Annotated in this window: 15 protein-coding genes; 11 read left to right on the top strand and 4 right to left on the bottom strand. The window is 72.0% G+C overall.

All coding sequences use genetic code 11. The features are described from left to right. Positions 1 to 6: 6 nt before the first annotated feature. The 7 genes from glgB to KBA23_RS04090 all read left to right on the top strand — a co-directional run bounded on the left by glgB (position 7) and on the right by KBA23_RS04090 (position 11272). Complete coding sequence (glgB, locus tag KBA23_RS04120) at positions 7 to 2211, top strand: 1,4-alpha-glucan branching protein GlgB (RefSeq protein WP_290737107.1); 2205 nt, start codon at positions 7 to 9, stop codon at positions 2209 to 2211. 28 nt (positions 2212 to 2239) lie between these two features. Next, the gene (glgC, locus tag KBA23_RS04115) at positions 2240 to 3499 is read left to right on the top strand and encodes a glucose-1-phosphate adenylyltransferase (protein WP_290737106.1); all 1260 of its coding nucleotides are present in this window, start codon (positions 2240 to 2242) and stop codon (positions 3497 to 3499) included. Positions 3500 to 3503: 4 nt separating this feature from the next. Beyond that, positions 3504 to 4943, top strand: a complete 1440-nt coding sequence (glgA, locus tag KBA23_RS04110) for a glycogen synthase GlgA (RefSeq protein WP_290737105.1) — start codon at positions 3504 to 3506, stop codon at positions 4941 to 4943. A gap of 7 nt (positions 4944 to 4950) precedes the next feature. Beyond that, a complete protein-coding gene (locus tag KBA23_RS04105) occupies positions 4951 to 6579 on the top strand; it encodes an alpha-D-glucose phosphate-specific phosphoglucomutase (RefSeq protein ID WP_290737104.1) in 1629 nt (542 codons plus the stop codon). Positions 6580 to 6849: 270 nt separating this feature from the next. After that, the gene (locus tag KBA23_RS04100; protein WP_290737103.1) at positions 6850 to 7683 is read left to right on the top strand and encodes a hypothetical protein; all 834 of its coding nucleotides are present in this window, start codon (positions 6850 to 6852) and stop codon (positions 7681 to 7683) included. Positions 7684 to 7695: 12 nt separating this feature from the next. Beyond that, positions 7696 to 9660, top strand: coding sequence for a glycogen debranching protein GlgX (glgX, locus tag KBA23_RS04095; protein ID WP_290737102.1), 1965 nt, complete (start codon positions 7696 to 7698; stop codon positions 9658 to 9660). A 76-nt stretch (positions 9661 to 9736) separates the two neighbouring features. Continuing rightward, the gene (locus KBA23_RS04090; protein WP_290737101.1) at positions 9737 to 11272 is read left to right on the top strand and encodes a glucan biosynthesis protein; all 1536 of its coding nucleotides are present in this window, start codon (positions 9737 to 9739) and stop codon (positions 11270 to 11272) included. Here KBA23_RS04090 and mdoH read toward each other — a convergent pair. Next, complete coding sequence (gene mdoH, locus KBA23_RS04085) at positions 11254 to 12981, bottom strand: glucans biosynthesis glucosyltransferase MdoH (protein ID WP_290737100.1); 1728 nt, start codon at positions 12979 to 12981, stop codon at positions 11254 to 11256. The genes KBA23_RS04090 and mdoH overlap by 19 nt on opposite strands. Before the next feature lie 140 nt (positions 12982 to 13121). Continuing rightward, positions 13122 to 13652 carry a cytochrome b/b6 domain-containing protein gene (locus KBA23_RS04080; RefSeq protein ID WP_290737099.1) on the bottom strand — a complete coding sequence of 177 codons (531 nt, stop codon included), beginning with the start codon at positions 13650 to 13652 and terminating at the stop codon, positions 13122 to 13124. A gap of 74 nt (positions 13653 to 13726) precedes the next feature. Between KBA23_RS04080 and KBA23_RS04075 the strand changes: the two genes are divergently transcribed. From KBA23_RS04075 to KBA23_RS04060, 4 genes are read left to right on the top strand one after another with little or no spacing between them, the layout of a single operon-like run. Continuing rightward, positions 13727 to 14434 carry a CDP-alcohol phosphatidyltransferase family protein gene (locus KBA23_RS04075; RefSeq protein ID WP_290737131.1) on the top strand — a complete coding sequence of 236 codons (708 nt, stop codon included), beginning with the start codon at positions 13727 to 13729 and terminating at the stop codon, positions 14432 to 14434. After that, positions 14431 to 15162 carry an FkbM family methyltransferase gene (locus KBA23_RS04070; protein WP_290737098.1) on the top strand — a complete coding sequence of 244 codons (732 nt, stop codon included), beginning with the start codon at positions 14431 to 14433 and terminating at the stop codon, positions 15160 to 15162. The genes KBA23_RS04075 and KBA23_RS04070 overlap by 4 nt, the downstream gene beginning before the upstream one ends. Then, on the top strand, positions 15149 to 16765 hold the full coding sequence (locus tag KBA23_RS04065) for a sulfatase (protein WP_290737097.1): 1617 nt from the start codon (positions 15149 to 15151) through the stop codon (positions 16763 to 16765). Before KBA23_RS04070 ends, KBA23_RS04065 begins: the two co-directional genes overlap by 14 nt. After that, positions 16762 to 17640 carry a RibD family protein gene (locus KBA23_RS04060; protein ID WP_290737096.1) on the top strand — a complete coding sequence of 293 codons (879 nt, stop codon included), beginning with the start codon at positions 16762 to 16764 and terminating at the stop codon, positions 17638 to 17640. The genes KBA23_RS04065 and KBA23_RS04060 overlap by 4 nt, the downstream gene beginning before the upstream one ends. Here the strand turns inward: KBA23_RS04060 and KBA23_RS04055 are convergent. Further along, the gene (locus tag KBA23_RS04055) at positions 17523 to 17846 is read right to left on the bottom strand and encodes a hypothetical protein (protein ID WP_290737095.1); all 324 of its coding nucleotides are present in this window, start codon (positions 17844 to 17846) and stop codon (positions 17523 to 17525) included. The two genes, KBA23_RS04060 and KBA23_RS04055, sit on opposite strands and share 118 nt — an antisense overlap. Positions 17847 to 18312: 466 nt before the next feature. Then, the coding region (locus tag KBA23_RS04050) for a glycosyltransferase family 4 protein (protein ID WP_290737094.1) at positions 18313 to 19120 on the bottom strand (808 nt) is incomplete at its 5' end.

Here is a 19120-nt window from a genome sequence, read left to right as displayed (position 1 = left end):
GATCGCGTGGCGACGACGAAGACGACGCGGCGAAAGGCCGTTCCCGGCATCGACGCCGCCACCGTGGCGGCCATCGTCGGCGGATCGCACGGCGACCCGTTCGCGGTGCTGGGGCTTCAGGAGGTGGACGGCAAGCTGGTGGCGCGCTGCCTGATCGAGGGCGCGGACGAGGTCGAGGCGCTGACGCTGGAGGGGAAGCCGGCGGGGACGCTGGCGAAGCTCCATGACGGCGGCTTCTTCGAGGGACGCCTCAAGATCCGCAAGCGCCAGCCGCTGCGCTACCGGGCGCGCAACGCCGGCGGCGAATGGGTGGTCGGCGACGCCTATTCCTTCGGGCCCGTGCTCGGGCCCATGGACGACTATTATATCCGCGAGGGCAGCCACCTGCGCCTGTTCGACAGGATGGGCGCGCATCCGATCCGCCACGAGGGGGCGGACGGGGTGCATTTCGCCGTCTGGGCGCCGAACGCGCGGCGGGTGAGCGTCATCGGCGACTTCAACGCCTGGGACGGGCGGCGGCACGTGATGCGCCTGCGCCGGGACACCGGGATCTGGGAGATCTTCGTGCCCGACATCGGCGCGGGCGCGACCTACAAGTTCGAGCTGATCGGGCCGTCCGGCGACCGGCTGCCGCTCAAGGCCGACCCCTTCGCGCGGGCGAGCGAACTGCGGCCGAAGACCGCCTCGATCGTCGCGAACTGGATGGACCACGACTGGGGCGACAAGGCGCACCGGGACTTCTGGAGCCGCGCCGACGCGCGGCGGCAGCCGATCACGATCTACGAGGTTCATGCCGGCTCGTGGCGGCGGCGGGACGGGACGGAGTTCCTGACCTGGGACGAGATGGCGGAACAGCTCATCCCCTACGTCGTCGAGATGGGCTTCACCCATATCGAGTTCCTGCCGGTCAGCGAACATCCCTACGACCCGAGTTGGGGCTACCAGACGACCGGGCTCTATGCGCCGAGCGCGCGGTTCGGCCCGCCGGAGGGGTTCGCGCGCTTCGTCGACGGGGCGCACCGGGCGGGGGTGGGCGTCATCCTCGACTGGGTTCCGGCGCATTTCCCGGTGGACGAGCACGGGCTGGCGCATTTCGACGGGACGGCGCTCTACGAGCACGCCGACCCGCGGCAGGGGTTCCACCCGGACTGGAACACCGCGATCTACAATTTCGGCCGGCAGGAGGTGTTCAGCTTCCTGGTGAACAACGCGCTCTACTGGTCGGAGAAGTTTCACATCGACGGGCTGCGCGTCGATGCGGTGGCGTCGATGCTGTATCTCGACTACTCGCGCAAGGAGGGCGAGTGGATCGCGAACGTGCATGGCGGCCGGGAGAACCTGGAGGCGATCGCCTTCCTCCAGGCGACGAACAAGGCGGTCTATGGCAGCCACCCGGGGACGGTGACGATCGCCGAGGAATCGACCTCGTTCCCGAAGGTGAGCGCGCCGGTGCACGAGGACGGGCTCGGGTTCGGGTTCAAGTGGAACATGGGATGGATGCACGACACGCTCGCCTATCTGGCGCGCGACCCGGTGCATCGGAAGTACCACCACAACGAGCTGACCTTCGGGCTGCTCTATGCATTCAGCGAGAACTTCGTGCTGCCGCTCAGCCATGACGAGGTGGTGCACGGCAAGGGCAGCATGATCGCCAAGATGCCGGGGGACGGCTGGCAAAAGTTCGCGAACCTGCGCGCCTATTACGCCTTCATGTGGGGCTATCCGGGCAAGAAGCTGCTGTTCATGGGGCAGGAATTCGCGCAGGGGGCGGAGTGGTCCGAGGCGCGGAGCCTCGACTGGCATCAGCTCGACATCGACGCGCACCGCGGGGTGCAGGCGCTGGTGCGCGACCTCAACCACCTCTACCGGGCGAAGCCGGCGCTGCACGCGCGCGACTGCGAGGGCGAGGGCTTCGAGTGGCTGCTCGCCGACGACGCCGAGACCTCGGTCTATGCCTGGCTGCGCAAGGCGCCGGGGGCGACGCCGGTGGCGGTGATCTCCAACTTCACGCCGGCGCCGCGCGAGGGCTATCGCGTGCCGCTGCCCCATGCCGGGCGCTGGCGCGAGATCCTCAACAGCGACGCGGGCGTCTATGGCGGCAGCGGCGTCGGGAACGCGGGCTATGTCGAGGCCCGCGACGAGGGCGGCGTCGCGGCGCGGATGACGCTGCCGCCGCTGGCGACGGTCTGGCTGGAACACGAGCCGGACTGAAGTCCGGCCACGAAGGGGGAAGCGAGCGATGGACCACCGGACCCAACCCCTGGCGCGCGACGCCATGGCCTATGTCCTCGCCGGCGGGCGGGGCAGCCGGCTCAAGGAGCTGACCGACAGGCGGGCGAAGCCGGCCGTCTACTTCGGCGGCAAGACCCGGATCATCGACTTCGCGCTGTCGAACGCCCTGAACTCCGGCATCCGCCGCATGGGCGTGGCGACCCAGTACAAGGCCCACAGCCTGATCCGCCACCTGCAACGCGGCTGGAACTTCCTGCGGCCGGAGCGGAACGAGAGCTTCGACATCCTGCCCGCCTCGCAGCGCGTGAGCGAGACCCAGTGGTACGAGGGCACCGCGGACGCGGTCTATCAGAACATCGACATCATCGAGAGCTACAGCCCGGAGTTCATGGTCATCCTCGCCGGCGACCACATCTACAAGATGGACTACGAGCTGATGCTGCGCCAGCACGTCGACAGCGGGGCGGACGTCACCGTCGGCTGCCTCGAGGTGCCGCGGATGGAGGCGACGGGCTTCGGGGTGATGCATGTCGACCCGGTCGACACCGTCACCGCATTCGTCGAGAAGCCGGCCGACCCGCCGGGCATCCCCGGCAATCCCGACATGGCGCTCGCCTCGATGGGCATCTATGTCTTCCAGACGAAGTTCCTGATGGACCTCCTGCGCCGCGACGCGGCCGATACGCATTCGACGCGCGACTTCGGCAAGGACCTGATCCCCTACATCGTCGAGCACGGCAAGGCGGTGGCGCACCGCTTCTCGCGCTCCTGCGTGCGGACGAGCACGGAGGCGGAGGCCTACTGGCGCGATGTCGGCACCGTGGACGCCTACTGGGAGGCGAACGTCGACCTGACCGACGTGATCCCGGAACTCGACCTCTACGACACCTCCTGGCCGATCTGGACCTATTCCGAGCTGACGCCGCCGGCGAAGTTCGTCCACGACGAGGAGGGCCGCCGCGGCATGGCGATCTCGAGCCTCGTCTCCGGCAACTGCATCGTCTCGGGCGCGAGCCTCAAGCGGTCGCTGCTGTTCACCGGGGTGCGGGCGAACTCGTATTCGCATCTGGAGGAGGCGGTGATCCTGCCGGAATGCGAGATCGGGCGGAACGTGCGGCTGCGGAAGGTCGTCGTGGACCGCGGCGTCGTCATCCCCGAGGGGCTGGTGGTGGGCGAGGATCCGGAGCTCGACGCGAAGCGGTTCCGGCGCACCGAGAACGGGGTCGTGCTCATCACCCAGCCCATGATCGACCGACTGGAGCTCTGAAGCGTTGCAAGTCCTCTCCGTCGCCTCCGAGGCGTTTCCCCTGATCAAGACCGGCGGGCTCGCCGACGTGGCGGGGGCCCTGCCGCCGGCGCTGGCGCGGCAAGGCGTGGAAATGCGCACGCTCCTGCCCGGCTACCCGGCGGTGATCGCCCGGCTGGAGGACGTGCGCGAGGTCCATGCCTGGCGCGGGCTGATCGGGGCCGAGGCGCGGCTTCTGGAGGCGCGGGCGGCGGGGCTGCATCTCTACGTGCTCGACGCGCCGGAGTTCTTCGACCGGCCGGGGAACATCTACCTCGACGAGACGGGCCACGACTGGGCGGACAACTGGCGGCGGTTCGCGGCCCTGTCCAAGGCGGCCGTCGCGATCGCCTCCGGGTCGGCGGCGGGGTTCGCGCCGGATCTCGTCCACGCGCACGACTGGCAGGCGGGGCTCGCGCCCGCCTATCTGCGCTACTACGGGATCGCCGTTCCCTCGGTGCTGACCATCCACAACCTCGCCTTTCAGGGCCACTATCCGGCGGCGATCTTCGGCGGGCTGGAGCTGCCGCCGCAGGCCTTCGCGCTCGATGGGGTCGAGTATTTCGGCGGCGTCGGCTACCTGAAGGCAGGCATCGCCGCGGCCTCGGCGATCACCACGGTAAGCCCGACCTATGCGAACGAGATCCTCACCCCGGCCGAGGGGATGGCGCTCGACGGGCTCCTGCGCTCGCGCGGGGCGGATCTGGTCGGCATCGTCAACGGCATCGACGTCGACGTCTGGAACCCCGAGACCGACCCGCACCTCGTGGCCCCCTTCTCGACGCGGGCGCCGAAGGGGCGGGCGAAGAACCGGGCGGCGGTGGAGACCACCTTCGGGCTCGACCACGACGCCGCCCCGCTCTTCTGCGTCGTCAGCCGGCTGACCGGGCAGAAGGGGATGGACCTCGTCGTCGACGCGGCCTGGGATCTGGTCGCGGCCGGGGGCAAGCTCGCGGTGCTGGGCTCGGGCGACGCCGGGCTCGAAGGCGCGCTGTTCCGGCTCGCCGCCGAGTTCCCCGGGCGGGTGGGCGTCGTCATCGGCTACGACGAGCCGCTGGCGCACCGGATGCAGGCGGGGGCGGACGCGATCCTGATCCCGTCGCGCTTCGAGCCCTGCGGGCTCACCCAGCTCTACGGGCTGCGCTATGGCTGCGTGCCGGTGGTGGCGCGGGTGGGCGGGCTCGCGGACACGGTCATCGACGCCAACGTCGCGGCGCTGAACGCGGGCGTGGCGACGGGGCTGCAATTCGCGCCGGTCGACGCGGACGCGCTGCGCGCCGCGGTGCGCCGGGCGATCGCGCTCCACGGCACGCCGCACTGGGCGGCGATGCAGCGGGCAGGAATGCGCTCGGACGTCTCCTGGGACCGGAGCGCCGCGCTCTATGCCGACGTCTACCGGCGGATCGCGCCGGGAAGCGCTGAGTGAGGGACAAATGATCGAGATCGTCGCGACGACCCCCTATGCCGACCAGAAGCCCGGCACCTCGGGTCTGCGCAAGAAGGTGCCGCACTTCCAGCAGCCGCACTATGTCGAGAACTTCGTGCAGGCGATCTTCGACAGCCTCGAAGGCTTCGGGGGCAAGACGCTGGTGATCGGCGGGGACGGCCGCTACTTCAACCGCGAGGTGATCCAGGTCGCGATCAGGATGGCGGCGGCGAACGGCTTCGGCCGGGTGCTGGTGGGCCGGGGCGGCATCCTGTCGACGCCGGCGGCGTCGAACGTCATCCGCAAGAACCGCGCCTTCGGCGGCATCATCCTCTCGGCCAGCCACAACCCCGGCGGGCCGACCGAGGATTTCGGCATCAAGTACAACATCGGCAACGGCGGCCCGGCCCCGGAGCGGATCACCGAGGCGATCTTCGCGCGGACGAAGGAGATCGACGAGTTCCGCATCGTGCAGGCGCCGGACGTGGACCTCGACACGGTGGGAACCTCCGAGGTCGGGGGGATGAACGTCGAGGTGATCGACCCGGTCGCCGACTATGCCGAGCTGATGGAAAGCCTCTTCGACTTCGACGCCATCGCCGCAATGTTCGCGGGCGGGTTCCGCATGTCCTTCGACGCGATGAGCGCGGTGACGGGGCCTTATGCGCTGGCGATCCTAGAGACGCGGCTCGGCGCCCCGGCGGGCACGGTGAAGAACGCGACCCCCCTTCCCGATTTCGGCGGGCATCACCCCGACCCGAACCTCGTCCATGCGAAGGAACTATACGACCTGATGATGAGCGCCGAGGCGCCGGACTTCGGCGCCGCCTCGGACGGGGATGGCGACCGCAACCTCGTCATCGGCAAGGGGATCTTCGTCACGCCGTCGGACAGCCTCGCGCTCCTCGCCGCGAACGCGCATCTCGCGCCGGGCTATGCCGGCGGGCTCGCGGGGATAGCGCGGTCGATGCCGACGAGCGGCGCGGCCGACCGGGTGGCGGAAAGGCTCGGGGTCGGCCTCTACGAGACGCCGACGGGGTGGAAGTTCTTCGGCAACCTGCTCGACGCCGGCATGGCGACGATCTGCGGCGAGGAGAGCGCCGGCACCGGCTCGAACCATGTCCGCGAGAAGGACGGGCTCTGGGCGGTGCTGCTGTGGCTGAACGTGCTCGCCGCGCGCAAGGAGCCGGTGAAGGACATCGTGACGAAGCACTGGGCGGAGTTCGGGCGCAACTACTACGCGCGGCACGACTACGAGGGCATCGACAGCGACGCCGCGAACGGGCTGGTGGCGGCCCTGCGCGACAGGCTGAAGTCGCTGCCCGGCACGAAGGTCGGGCCGCTGACGGTCGCGGCGGCAGACGATTTCGCCTATCTCGACCCGGTCGACGGGTCGGAGAGCAAGCATCAGGGGATCCGCATCCTGTTCGAGGGCGGCAGCCGGGTGGTGTTTCGGCTGTCGGGCACCGGCACCTCGGGCGCGACCCTGCGGGTCTATATCGAGCGGTTCGAGCCCGACCCGTCGCGGCACGGGATGGAGACGGCCGAGGCGCTGGCCGACCTGATCGCGGCGGCCGAGGCGCTGGCGCAGATCCGGGAGCGGACCGGCCGGGCCGCGCCGGACGTGATCACCTGAGCGCGGTCGCTGATCCGTGCGCCGCCGGGGCCGATGTCGTGTCGGCGCTGATTTGCCCGCGCGATCTGGCCCGTGAGAAATCGCGCCGCGCCTGCCGGCCCGGACAGGCGCGGCAACTGCGCCCCTCGCGGCATTCGTCCAGATCGAGAGTGGCTTTGCCCGCGAACCGCGGTATGTCCGGGGGGCGCTATCGGACCACGAACCCTCGCTCGAACACACGGCAATCCCATTCAACTTGAAGCGCCTGCTGAAGCAGGCAGAGGTGCCCAAATGAAGTCTCCGAGTAAAAGCACCCTGAAAAAGAGCATTGTCTTGCATCTCCAAGATGCCAGCGACCGCCGACTTACTCGGTCCAGCCTATGGCAAAAAATTGATGGACTGAACGGAAAACCGACACCTGCATACTGGGACGCTGAGCAACATCTTGTTGATCAAGGTAAGATTGAGCGAAGGCAAGGCCGGAATGGGGGTATCTACCTGATTGAGGAACCGGCCAGAAGCGATGCCGACCTCGTTGATGTTGCAGCTGAAGCTGCGCGCGATGAATTCAGCGGGGAACTTGACCATTACGACCCGATTATATCGCAGATTGAAGCACATTGGAACGATCAGCTAGGGTACACGAAGGTCTTTTGTGCAAAGACTGCCTTGCAAGGTCGTCGCACTACGGGAGGGAAGTGGAGCAGGCCGGATATTATTCTTTGCACAATCTCTGATTGGATATTTTCTTCTCGACATGAAGGGGAAGTCAGAACTATAGAAGTCAAGCGCTTCGAAACACTAGATGTCTTGGCTGTGTATGAGGCGCTGTCCCACAAGAGCAGAAGCCACTATGCATATTTGATGATCGTTAACTTTCCATCTGCTCTAAATTCTGATGAAAAGTCCCTATTTGACAACGTGTTAGCGGTTGCAGGCAAGAATGGCATTGGAGTGATCACTGCTGTTGACAGCAGTAATTGGTCAACATGGTCGTTTGAACTAAGTCCCGCCAAGAGTGATGCCGATAATCAGTCCATCCATCAGCTTCTTATGGATCAGTTTCCAGCCGAAAGGCGCGATCAGTTTCGAACAGCACTTCGCGAATTTCGTGTAGTCACATAGGACGTCTGCGTCGTGGCCTGTCCTGCCGCTTCGCGTCCGGAAGCGCCGCAGGGATCGCTCGGGGCGCTTGTCGGGACCGACGGCGTGCGCTTCGGCGTCTGGTCGCGGACCGCGGAGCGGATCTGGCTCTGCCTCCACGACGAGACCGACGCGGAGATCGCCCGCGTCGTGATGGACCGCGATGCGGAGGGCGTGTTCCGCGCCTTCGTGCCCGGCCTCGGGGCCGGGGCGCGCTACGGGTACCGCGCCGACGGGGCGTACGACCCTGCTGCCGGACTGTGGTTCGATCCCGCGAAGCTGCTCGTCGATCCCTATGCGCTGGCGCTCGACCGGCCCTTCGCATACCACCCCGACCTCGCGCATCCCCGCCTCGATGCGCCCGACACCGGGCCGCTCGTGCCGAAGGCGGTGGCGACCGCCCTGCCCCCGCCGATCGCGCCGCCGCCGCCGCTGTTCCGGCCGGGCGGGCTCGTCTACGAGTTGCCGGTGCGGCCCTTCACCATGCTGCATCCCGACATCCCCGCCGTGCTGCGCGGCACGGTGGCGGCGCTGGCGCATCCCGCCGTCATCGAGCACCTGACGCGGATCGGCGTCGATGCGGTGGAGCTGATGCCGGTCACCGCCTGGATCGACGAGCGCCACCTGCCGCCGCTCGGGCTCTCGAACGGCTGGGGCTACAACCCTATCGCGATGCTGGCGCCCGATCCGCGGCTCTGCCCGGGCGGGATCGCCGAGCTGCGGGCGACGGTCGCGGCGCTGCGCGCGGCGGGGATCGGAACGATCCTGGACGTGGTCTACAACCACACCGGCGAGAGCGACGCGCTCGGGCCGACGCTCTCCATGCGCGGGCTCGACGCGCGGGCGTACTACTGGCATGCGCCCGACGGGCGGCTGGTCAACGACACCGGCTGCGGCAACACGCTCGCCTGCCAGCACCCGGTGGTGCGCCGGCTGATCCTCGATGCGCTGCGGCACTTCGTCCTTCAGGCGGGGGTGGACGGGCTCCGCTTCGACCTCGCCCCGGTCCTCGGGCGGACGGCGACGGGGTTCGACCCGGAGGCGCCGCTGCTGGCGGAGATGCTGGCCGATCCGGTCCTGGCCGACCGGGTGCTGATCGCCGAGCCCTGGGACATCGGGCCGGGGGGCTACCAGCTCGGGCGGTTCCCGGAGCGGTTTCTGGAATGGAACGACCGCTACCGCGACCGGGTGCGGCGGTTCTGGCGCGGCGACCGGCACATGTCGGGCGAGATCGCGACGGCGATCGCGGGATCGAGCGACGTGTTCGCGCCGCCGGCGACGCGGAGCGTCAATTTCGTCGCCGCCCATGACGGGTTCACCCTCGCCGACCTCGTTTCCTATCGCCACAAGCACAATCTCGCCAACGGCGAGGACAACCGCGACGGCCACGACGACAACCATTCCTGGAACAACGGCCATGAAGGTCCGACCGGGGACGAGGGTGTCCGGGCGGCGCGGGCGCGCGACCTGCGCGCGCTGATGGCCACGCTCTTCGCCTCGCGCGGCACGATCCAGATCACCGCAGGCGACGAGTTCGGCCACAGCCAGCATGGCAACAACAACGCCTATGCCCAGGACAATCCGATGACCTGGCTCGACTGGCAGGACCGCGACCGCGCGCTCGAGGACTGCGTCGCCGCCCTAGCCGCCCTGCGCCGCGCCACGCCGGCGCTGGCGGATCCGCGCCTGCTGACCGGCGCGGCGGGGCCGGACGGCGTGCCGGACGTCGCCTGGCTTACGCCGGAGGGCGCCGCGATGACGGAAGCGGACTGGGAGGACGCCAACGGCCCGGCGCTGGCGATGGCGCTGGCGCGCCCGGGAGCGGGGCGGATCGCGGTGGTCCTGAACCGGGGCCCCGAAGTCGCGCTGCGGCTGCCGGCGCGGCCCGGCTGGGCATGGCCGGAGGCCATCGTCCCCGCGCGCAGCGTCGTGTTCGTCGAGGAGACCCCCGACCCTTGAGCCTCCGGGGCGAAGCCCGTAGGTGAGCCGCGAGGGGCAAGAGCCCGGATCGGAACGCATACAATCTGGAGCGCCAATGCATCGCCGCAGCCTGATCGGAACCGCGCTCGCCGGGATCTTCGGCGCCGCCCTGCCCCGGCTCGCGACGCCGGCCCACGCACAGGACGCCGCGCCCTTCGGCTTCGACACGGTGATCGCGCGCGCCCGCGCCGCGGCGGCCGAGCCGTTCACGGACCCGCGCATGGCGCTGAGCGAGCCGTTCGCGGGGCTGAGCTACGACGCCTTCCGGGCCATCCGCTTTCGCGACGAGGCGCGCGTCTTCGCGGGCGGCGGCGGGTTCCAGATGGACCTGTTGCCGCCGGGCTTCCACTACGACCAGAGGGTCGAGATCAACGTCGTCTCCGGCGGCGTCGCGCGGCCGCTCGACTTTTCGGCGGACCTCTTCACCTTCGGCCCGAACTACTTCCCCTATCCGGACGGGCGGGCGCCGGCGGGGCTCGGTCAGGGGCTCGGCTTCTCGGGGTTCCGGCTGCGCCACCCGCTCAACCGGCCCGATGTCTGGGACGAGTTCGCGGTGTTCCAGGGCGCGAGCTATTTCCGGGCGGTGGCGCGCGACACGCTCTATGGCCTGTCGGCGCGCGGGATCGCCATCGGGACGGCCGGGCCGGACCCGGAGGAGTTCCCGCTGTTCAAGGCCTTCTGGATCGAGGAGCCCGCCGCGGGGGCGACGACGCTCAGGCTCTACGCCCAGCTCGACGGACCTTCGGTGGCGGGGGCCTACGCCTTCGCGATCACGCCCGGGACCGAGACGGCGATGCAGGTCGACTGCCGGCTGTTCCCCCGCGTCGACATCAACGCCGCCGGGATCGCGCCGCTGACCTCTATGTACTACTTCGGGCCGGAGAGCCGCCGCGACATCGACGATTTCCGCGACGCGGTGCATGACAGCGGCGGCCTCTGGATGGTCAACGGCGTCGGCGAGCGCCTGTGGCGGCCGCTGCGCAACCCGGGCCGGGTGGAGATCTCGGCCTTTGCCGACACGAACCCGGAGGCGTTCGGGCTGGTGCAGCGCTTCCGCGACTTCGAGCATTTCCAGGACGCCGAGGCGCGCTACGAGTTGCGGCCCTCGGCCTGGGTGGAGCCGGCGGGCGACTGGGGATCGGGGCTGGTGACGCTGATCGAGATCCCGACGGACGACGAGGCCACGGACAACATCGTGGCCTTCTGGCGCCCGCAGGAGCCGCTGCGCGCCGGTGTCGAGCGGGCCTATGCCTATCGGCTGGTCTGGGGGCAGACGCCGGGCGAGCCGCTGCCGCTCGCGCGGGTGGCGGCGACGCGCACCGGGCGCGCCATCGTCGCGCCGCACGAGGACCGGGTGTTCGTGGTGGATTTCGACCTCGGCCAGATCGACTTCGAGACGGTGACGCCACGACTCGAGGCGACGGCCGGCGAGGTGAAGGGGCTCAGCGTCGCACCGCTTCCCGGCGGCAATCTGGCGCGCGTCGGGTTCAGCTTCGCCCCGAACGGCGCGGCGCAGACGGAGTTCCGTCTGCGCCTGGAGAGCGCCGGTCGCCCGGCGTCGGAGATCTGGCTCTACCGCTGGAGCGCGTAGCGGCCCGGAAGCTGCAACGCCGGCAGCGGCAGCGCGAAGCGCGTGCCGGGCCGGGCGTCGAGCCAGGCCGTGATCAGCGGCGCGGCGAGGAGCGGCGCCGCGATCGGCGCGACCAGCAGCACGTGCCAAGGCGTGGCGAGGCCGGGCAGGACCGCCGCGATCAGGGCGGCGCCGGCGGCGGGCTCCAGCCACGGCATGTCGCCCGCCTTCTTCGCGCCGGCCGGCGGCTTCCAGCCGCAGTCCTGGCCGGCGAAGATCGACGCGACCGAGACTGTCTGGCGCAGCATGACCAGCGGCGCCAGCAGCGTCGAGAGCGCGAGCTCCCGCACGGCGGCGCCGAGGACGATGCGGCGCGCCCAGGCTCCGCGCCGGCGGAGCAGGCGGTCGATGACGCCGGCGGCCTTCTGCACGAGGATCAGCGCGATGGCGCCGAGGGTCGGCCACAGCATGCCGTCGACCTGGTGGGCAAGGATCGCGACCACGACCAGCCCGAGCCAGAGCGGCGCGGCGAGGTAGCCGGCGATGCCGAGCAGCAGATGCAGGCGGCTGACCGGGTGCAGGCCGCGGGCGCGCAGGAGCCGCAGGTGTTGCAGGTTGCCCTGGGCCCAGCGGCGATCGCGCTTGTGGTAGGCGATCAGGGTCTCGGGGCCGCCCTCGGCGCTGCCGACCGAATCGGGGTCGACCTCGACGGCCCAGCCGGCGCGCCGCATCCAGGCCGCCTCGACGAAGTCGTGGCTGAGGATGTCGCCGCCGAACGGCGCGGCGCCGGGCAGGCGCGGCAGGCCGGCCGCGCCCGAGAAGGCGGCGACGCGGATCAGCGCGTTGTGGCCGTAATAGTTGCCCTCGGACCCCGACCAGCCGGCGAGCCCGGCGATGAACGGCGGGCCGTAGAGCCGCCCGGCGCGCTGCTGGAGGCGGGCGAAGCGCGAGGAGCCCCCCGAGAGGCGGATGCCGCTCTGGATCAGGCCGAGGCGCGGCCGGGTCTCCATGCGCCGGATCATCGAGGCGATGCGGCGGGCGGACATGACGCTGTCGGCGTCGAGGGTCAGCATGTAGGCGTAGTGGCCGCCCCACTGGCGCAGCCAGTTCGACAGGTTGCCGACCTTGCGGCCCTCGTTGCCGAGGCGGCGGCGGTAGTAGAGCCGCGGCCGGCCGCCGCAGGCAAGCTCGATCGCCAGCCGCTCCTCGCCTGCGATGGCGCGGGGATCGTCCGAATCGGAGAGCAGGAAAAGGTCGACATGGGCGGCGAGTCCGCGGTCGCCGAGGTCGGCCATCAGCGCGCGAATGCGCTGGCCGAGGCCGGCGATGTCCTCGTTGCGCGAGGGGATGAGGATCGCGGTGCGCTTCGCGGGGCGCCACTCGGCGGGCGGGTCGGCGCGGCGGCGGCGGCGCACCCAGAACAGCCCGGCGAGCGCGGTCGCGGCCGCGAAAGCATTCAGCGCCACGTTGGGCAGGTAGAGGCCGAAGATCAGCGCGTCACCGAACTGGAGCCCGTCCCCGAGGAGGCCGCGGATCATGGCCCAGGCGAGCAGGCCGACCACGCTCGCCGCGAGCATCGCGACGATCAGCCGCCGCATGGCCACCCCCGGCGGCCGCGGCAGGGCGCGGGTTTCCACCGGCCCGTCGACCGGTCGGACCGGCATGGAAAGCGGCGCGAGCGCCGGCGTGAGAGCGGAAGCGAGAAGCGACGACGGAGTCCGGAGATTCATCTTTGTGCCAGCTGATCAAGCCCGCGCCAACGCCTGGTCGCGCGCATCCACATTGTAGGGCGCCGCGTGCGTGAATTAAAGGTCATCTCGCACCTGCAAAACCCCGATAGGCGACATTCAGCCGACGCAGCAGGCTGAATTCAGGTCGAAAATGGCGGCCACATTCGGCTCGCCACGCCATCCCGACGCACGAGTCCGTGATAGGACGCACCTGCAACATGAAGCAGGATCAGGGCCATCAACGCGAGCGCGCCGCCGAAATGGAACGTCGACGCCGCAGCGGCCAGCGGCTCGTTCTTGCCGAGGAGCGGCGGGACGCCGAGGGCGTTCAGAAGCTCGATCGGAAAGCCCCCCGCAATGACGCGGACATAGCCGCTGACCGGCATGGCGAGGAGGAGCGCGTAGAGGCCGAGATGGGTCGCCCGTGCAACGCGCCGTTGCAGGGCCGGGATCGAGGCCGGCAGCGGCGGCGGCGGATTGGCGAGGCGCCAGGCGATCCGCAGGACCACGACCACGAGCACCACGACCCCGAGCCCCTTGTGAAGTATGAAGAGCGGGTCCTGGATGGAGCGTGGTATCTCTTGTGTCATGATCAGGCCGACAGGGATCATCACGACGATCATCAGGACGGTTCCCCAGTGGAAGATGCGCGCGACAACGCCGTACCCCATGGCCTCGTTCCCCGACCGGAGCCCCCGGCGCGAAACGTAGCGATTTTCCGCCGAAGGGGAAGCCGTCGGTGACGATGACCCTCGCGACAACTGCCACCCGCGCTTCGGTCGCGCCGGGGGCGCTGGGGCTCGGCGTCGTGGCGGGCGGCGTCGCCGCCGCGCTGCTGCCGCCGGCCGGCGCGGCGCTCGCCGTCGCCGTCTATGCCGCCTGCGCCGGGGTCGTGATCCTCACCGCGGCGCGCCACGCGCTGCCGCGATTCGGGCTGGGGAACGCGCTGACGCTGGCGCGGCTTGCCGGCGCCGCGGTGCTGGCGGGGTTCGTCGCGGCGCCGGGGACCCTGTCCGGGGCGGGCGGGTGGTATGCCGCTTCGGCGGCGGGGGCGCTGCTCGCGCTCGACGGGGTCGACGGCTGGGCGGCGCGCCGGCAGGGAACGAACACGCCCTTCGGCGCCCGGTTCGACATGGAGACGGACGCGCTGACCATTCTCGTGCTCGCCGCGCTGGCGCTGGCGCTCGGCAAGGCCGGGGTCTGGGTGCTCGCCCTCGGGGCGATGCGCTACGTCTTCGTGCTGGCCGGCGCGATCGCGCCGCGCCTCGCCGCGCCGCTGCCGCCGTCGTTCCGGCGCAAGGCGGTCTGCGTGGCGCAGATCGCGGCGTTGTCGCTCCTGCTCGCACCTCCGGTCGCGCCGCCGCTGTCGGGCGCGATCGCCGCGGCGGCGCTGGCGGCGCTGAGCTGGTCGTTCGCCGTCGACGTGCGGTTCCTGCTCCGGGCGGGGCGGTGAGCCTGCGCGGCCTCGCGGGCATGGCGCGCTCGCTCGCGATCTATCGCGGGCGGCCGTGGCGCATACGGGCGCTGGCGCGGTTCTACGGGGCGATGGTCGGCCCCGGCGACCTCGCCTTCGACATCGGGGCCCATGTCGGCAACCGCAGCCACGCGCTGGCGCGCGCCGGGGCGCGGGTCGTCGCGCTGGAGCCGCAGGCAGCCTTCCACGCCTTCCTCGCCCGCGACCTGCCGGAGGGGGTCACGCTCCTGCGCGCCGCCGCCGGCCCGGCGGCGGGCGAGGCGACGCTGCGCGTCTCGCGGCTGCACCCGACGCTTGCCTCCGTCGCCCCCGGCTTCGCCGAGCGCATGGGCGGCGCGGCGGGATTCGCCCATGTCGCCTGGGACGCCGAGGAGACGGCGCCGGTGGTCACGCTCGACAGCCTGATCGCCACGCACGGGCTGCCGCGCCTGATCAAGATCGACGTCGAGGGCTACGAGGCGGAGGTTCTGGCCGGGCTGTCGGCGCCGGTGGACTGGATCTCGTTCGAGTACCTGCCGGCGGCGCTCGACCTCGCCTTCGCCTGCATCGACCGGCTCGAGGCGCTGGCGCCGCGACGCTACAACCTCATGCAGGGCGAGCGGCTGGCCTTCGCCCTGCCCCGCTGGCTCGCCGCCGCGGCGTTCCGCGCAGCACTCGTGGCCGCCGCGCGCGACGGGCGCTCGGGGGACGTCTATGCGCGGGCGTAGCCTGATCGCCGCCCTCGCGGGCGCGGGCGCGCTCTACCTGGCGCTCGCCATGCCGAACCATCCGGGGGCGGCGACCTGGGGGGCGCTCGCGGTCGTTCCGCTGGAGCTGCCGGCGCTCGTGCTCGCCTTCGCGCTGGCCCGGGGCGCGGGCGCCCGGATCCTGCGGGCGGCGGCGGCCGGGACGCTGACGGCGATGGTCGTGGTCAAGGCCGCCGACCTCGCCGCGCATCTCGCCTTCGGCCGCGCCTCGAACCTGGCCTTCGACCGGCCGCTCGTGGTCGCCGGCGTGCGGCTGGCGCGCGGGGCGCTGGGACTTCCGGCGACGGTCGCGCTCGTCGCCGGGGTCGTTCTCGTGGCGGCGGCCGTCGCCGCCGGGCTCTGGCGCGCCACGGGACCGCTCGCCCGGCTGGAGGTTCCGCAGCGGCTGCGCCTGCCGGCGGCGGCGGCGGCGGCGGTCGCGCTGGCGCTCGTCGCAGCCGACGCATTGCGGCCGTTCGATCCGCCGGGGGCGGCCTTCACCACCCGCCTTGCCAAGGAGCATGTCGCCGACGCGCTGCAAGCACGGCGCGACCTCGCCGAGTTCCGCGCCGCTGCCGCGACCGACCCGGCGGCTGCCACTCCGGGGACGGCGCTCGGCGCGCTCGCGGGACGCGACGTGTTCGTGATCTTCGTCGAATCCTACGGGCGCGTCGCGCTGGAGATGCCGGAAGCGGCGGCGGCGGTTCCGCCCGCCCTGCGCGAGACGGCGGACATGCTGGCGGCGCGCGGGCTCGCGGCGCGCTCGGGCTACGTCGCGAGCCCGATCGTCGGCGGCCAAAGCTGGCTCGCCCATGCGACCGCGCTCTCCGGGCTGACCGTCGACAGCGAGGCGCGCTATCGCGCGCTGACGTCGAGCCCGCGCCGGACGCTGCTGCACCTCGCCGCCGCGGCCGGCTGGCGAACGGTAGGGGTGATGCCGGCGATCACCCTCGCCTGGCCGGAGGGCGCGTGGTTCGGCTACGACCGGGTGCTCGCCTCGGCGGATCTGGGCTATGGGGGCGCGGCCTTCGGGTGGATGGCGATGCCGGACCAGTTCACGCTCGCGGCGCTGGAACGGGCCGAGCTCGACCGGCCGGGGCGCCCCCCCGTCCTTGCGGAAGTGGCCCTGGTGTCGTCGCATGCGCCCTGGACGCCGCTCCCCCGCCTCGTGCCCTGGGAGACGCTCGGCGACGGCGCAGTCTTCGCCGCGCAGGCGGCGGAGGGCCCGGCGCCGGAGGAGATCTGGCGCGACCGCGACCGGCTGCGAGCCCAGTATGCGGCCGCCATCGCCTACAGCCTGCGCGCGGTGACGGGCTTCGTCGAGCGACGCGCGGCGACCGGACCGCTCGTCGTCGTGCTCGGCGACCATCAGCCGGCGCCCGTCGTCACCGGGGTCGGGGCGGGCCGGGACGTGCCGGTCCACGTCATCGGCCCGCCGGACCTCGTCGATCGGCTGGCCGGCTGGGGCTGGGCCGCCGGAATGACGCCGGACCCCGGCGCCCCGCCGATGGCGATGGCCGATCTGCGCGACCGGCTGCTTGCGTCCTTTACTGGGCCGGCCCCGACGCTAGTCTCAAACAGATGACGACGGAACACGCGCCAGCGAACGGGACAGGCTTCGCGCAGCAGGCCGAGGCGAGCGCGGCGGTATGGGCCGCGCTCCTCGCCGTGCGCGGCGGCGCCGCGCCGGCGCCGGACCCGGGGTGGAGCCCAGCGGAGCGGGCGGCGTGGCAGCTCTACCTGCCGCTCGCGGGCGCGGGTGGTCGGACGCCCTTCTGGTTCGGGCAGGTCGGGCAGTCGCTGGACGGCCGGGTGGCGACGGTCGCCGGCGACGCGACCGCGGTCTCGGGCCAGCAGGGACTGGCGCACCTGCACCGCTGCCGGGCGCTCGCCGATGCGGTGATCGTCGGGGTGTGCACCGCCCTCGCGGACGACCCGCGGCTGACGGTGCGGCTGGTCGAGGGGCCGAACCCGGCGCGCGTGATCGTCGATCCGCGCGGGCGGATGCCGAACGACGTGGCGGCCTTCGCCGACGACGGCGCGCGGCGGCTGGTGGTGCAGGCGTGCAGCACACGTCGGCCGCGCGGCGTCGAAGTGGTGGCGCTGCCGGCCTGCGAGGGCTGGATCGCGCCGGCGGCGATCCGCGCGACATTGGCGGCGCGCGGGCTCGGGCGGGTGCTGGTCGAAGGCGGCGGCCGGACCCTCGCCGGCTTTCTGGAGGCGGGGTTGCTCGAGCGGCTTCACGTCGCCATCGCCCCGCTGATCATCGGGTCGGGGCCGTCGGGGCTCCGGACCGCGCCGATCGCCCGCCTGTCGGACGCGCTGCGGCCGGAGACCCGGGTCTACGGGCTGGAGACCGACGTCGTCTTCGACTGCGCGCTCGCGGGCGGCAGCGCCAGCACGTCGACGTGGCCGACGAAGACGGAGACGGCGGCGGAGGCGGTCGCGGTGCGGGCCTGACCCCAGGCCGGGGCGTCGACGAATCCGGCCTCGGCGGCGGCTCCGGCGATCCCCTCGACGAGCGCCGAGACGAGCGCCCCGGGCGGCAGGCGCCACGGGCTGTCGGCGCAGCGGACCGTGTAGCCGCGGGTGCGGAATGCGGCGCAGAGCGCGCCGGGCGCGTGCGGACCGAGGGCGGGTCCGCCGAGCCCCTTGTCGCGTCGCATGTGCTGACGGAACGCCGCGGCGACCGCGGCGTCGCCGGCGATAGGCGGGTCGAATGCGAGCCGTCCGTCGAAGGTCAGGGCCGCATAGAGGGCGAGGCCGTGGGCGGCGAGCCGATCGGCGAGGCCGGCGATCCAGTCCTCCGCGGCGAGGTCGAACAGCGCGGAAGCGACGACGAGGCGGACGCCGTCGAGCGGCAGGGCGTCGAGGTCGGCAAGCTCCAGGCGGCAGGTCTCGGCGCCCGGCGTGCGGGCGGCGGCGAGGGCGAGGAGGCCGGCGTCGCGGTCGGCGAGCCGCCAGCGCGGTCCGGGCGGGAAGGCCCGGGCGAGCGCGCCGGTTCCGCAGCCGAGGTCGAGCCCGAGTCCGTCGCCGAGGTGCGCGGCGGCCGCCGCGAGCAGACCGGGGGCGCGCGCCGCGCGGTCGGCCGGCTCGCGCAGGTCGAGCCAGGCAGCGTCGAAGCCCGGGGGATCAGCGGCGGCCAGCGGCGAGCGCGCCCGCGACGATCGCCGCGGCGTCGGCCCAGCGCGGCAGGCCGAGGCCGGCGCGGAACGCCGCCTCGGCGGCGGCGGCGCGGCGCGCGGGATCGTCGAGAAGAAGGGAAAGCACCGCGGCGAAGGCCTCCGGGTCGCCGGGCGGCACGAGTCCGCCGGCGTTGGCCGGAACGAGCGCGGCGATGGCGGCGGCGTTGCACGCCACCACGGGCAGGCCCTGGCTCATCGCCTCGGCGAAGGCCATGCCGTAGCCCTCGTACTCCGACGCCAGCGCGAAGACGTCCGCCTCGGCCATCAGGGCGCGGGTGTCGGCGACCACGCCGAGGAGTTCGATCCGATCGCCGAGGCCGGCCGCCTCGACGCGGGCGGCGAGGTCCGCGGCGCAGGCGGGATCGAGCGCGGCCGATCCGACGATGCGCGCGCGCCAGGGGCGGTCGGCGAGCCGGGCGAGCGCATCGACCAGCACGTCGTGCCGCTTGCGCGGGATCAGCGAGCCGACGGACAGGATCAGCGGCGGCTCGCCCGCTCCCCGGCTGCGCGGAGCCGGATCGACGCCGGGCGGCGCGACGACGATGCGCTCGAGCCCGACGCCGAACCCCGCGGCCAGCCGGGCGGCGGTGGCGGGGCTGGTGCAGATCACCGTCTCGGCGCTGGCCAGCGCCGCGCGCTCCGAGGCGAGGAGCGCCGCGGCTTGCGCGGGCGTCAGCCCGGTTTCGTCGCCGAGGGGATGGTGGACGAGCGCGACGAGCCGCAGCCGGGCCGCCGCAGCGGCGGCAGCTTCGGGC

This window comes from Amaricoccus sp. (genome assembly GCF_017995835.1).
Classification (GTDB): Bacteria; Pseudomonadota; Alphaproteobacteria; order Rhodobacterales; family Rhodobacteraceae; genus Amaricoccus.
The sequence above is the reverse complement of the archived record's forward strand: the minus strand, read 5'-3'. Positions and strand labels throughout refer to the sequence as shown.

Bases quoted from the DNA above. Each gene is read 5' to 3' on its own strand.
- glgC (WP_290737106.1), top strand. From the start codon at position 2,240: ATGGACCACCGGACCCAACCCCTGGCGCGCGACGCCATGGCCTATGTC.
- KBA23_RS04075 (WP_290737131.1), top strand. From the start codon at position 13,727: ATGACCCTCGCGACAACTGCCACCCGCGCTTCGGTCGCGCCGGGGGCG.
- KBA23_RS04080 (WP_290737099.1), bottom strand. From the start codon at position 13,652: ATGGGGTACGGCGTTGTCGCGCGCATCTTCCACTGGGGAACCGTCCTG.
- KBA23_RS04090 (WP_290737101.1), top strand. From the start codon at position 9,737: ATGCATCGCCGCAGCCTGATCGGAACCGCGCTCGCCGGGATCTTCGGC.
- KBA23_RS04060 (WP_290737096.1), top strand. From the start codon at position 16,762: ATGACGACGGAACACGCGCCAGCGAACGGGACAGGCTTCGCGCAGCAG.
- KBA23_RS04055 (WP_290737095.1), bottom strand. From the start codon at position 17,846: ATGCGACGCGACAAGGGGCTCGGCGGACCCGCCCTCGGTCCGCACGCG.
- mdoH (WP_290737100.1), bottom strand. From the start codon at position 12,981: ATGAATCTCCGGACTCCGTCGTCGCTTCTCGCTTCCGCTCTCACGCCG.
- KBA23_RS04105 (WP_290737104.1), top strand. From the start codon at position 4,951: ATGATCGAGATCGTCGCGACGACCCCCTATGCCGACCAGAAGCCCGGC.
- KBA23_RS04100 (WP_290737103.1), top strand. From the start codon at position 6,850: ATGAAGTCTCCGAGTAAAAGCACCCTGAAAAAGAGCATTGTCTTGCAT.
- KBA23_RS04065 (WP_290737097.1), top strand. From the start codon at position 15,149: ATGCGCGGGCGTAGCCTGATCGCCGCCCTCGCGGGCGCGGGCGCGCTC.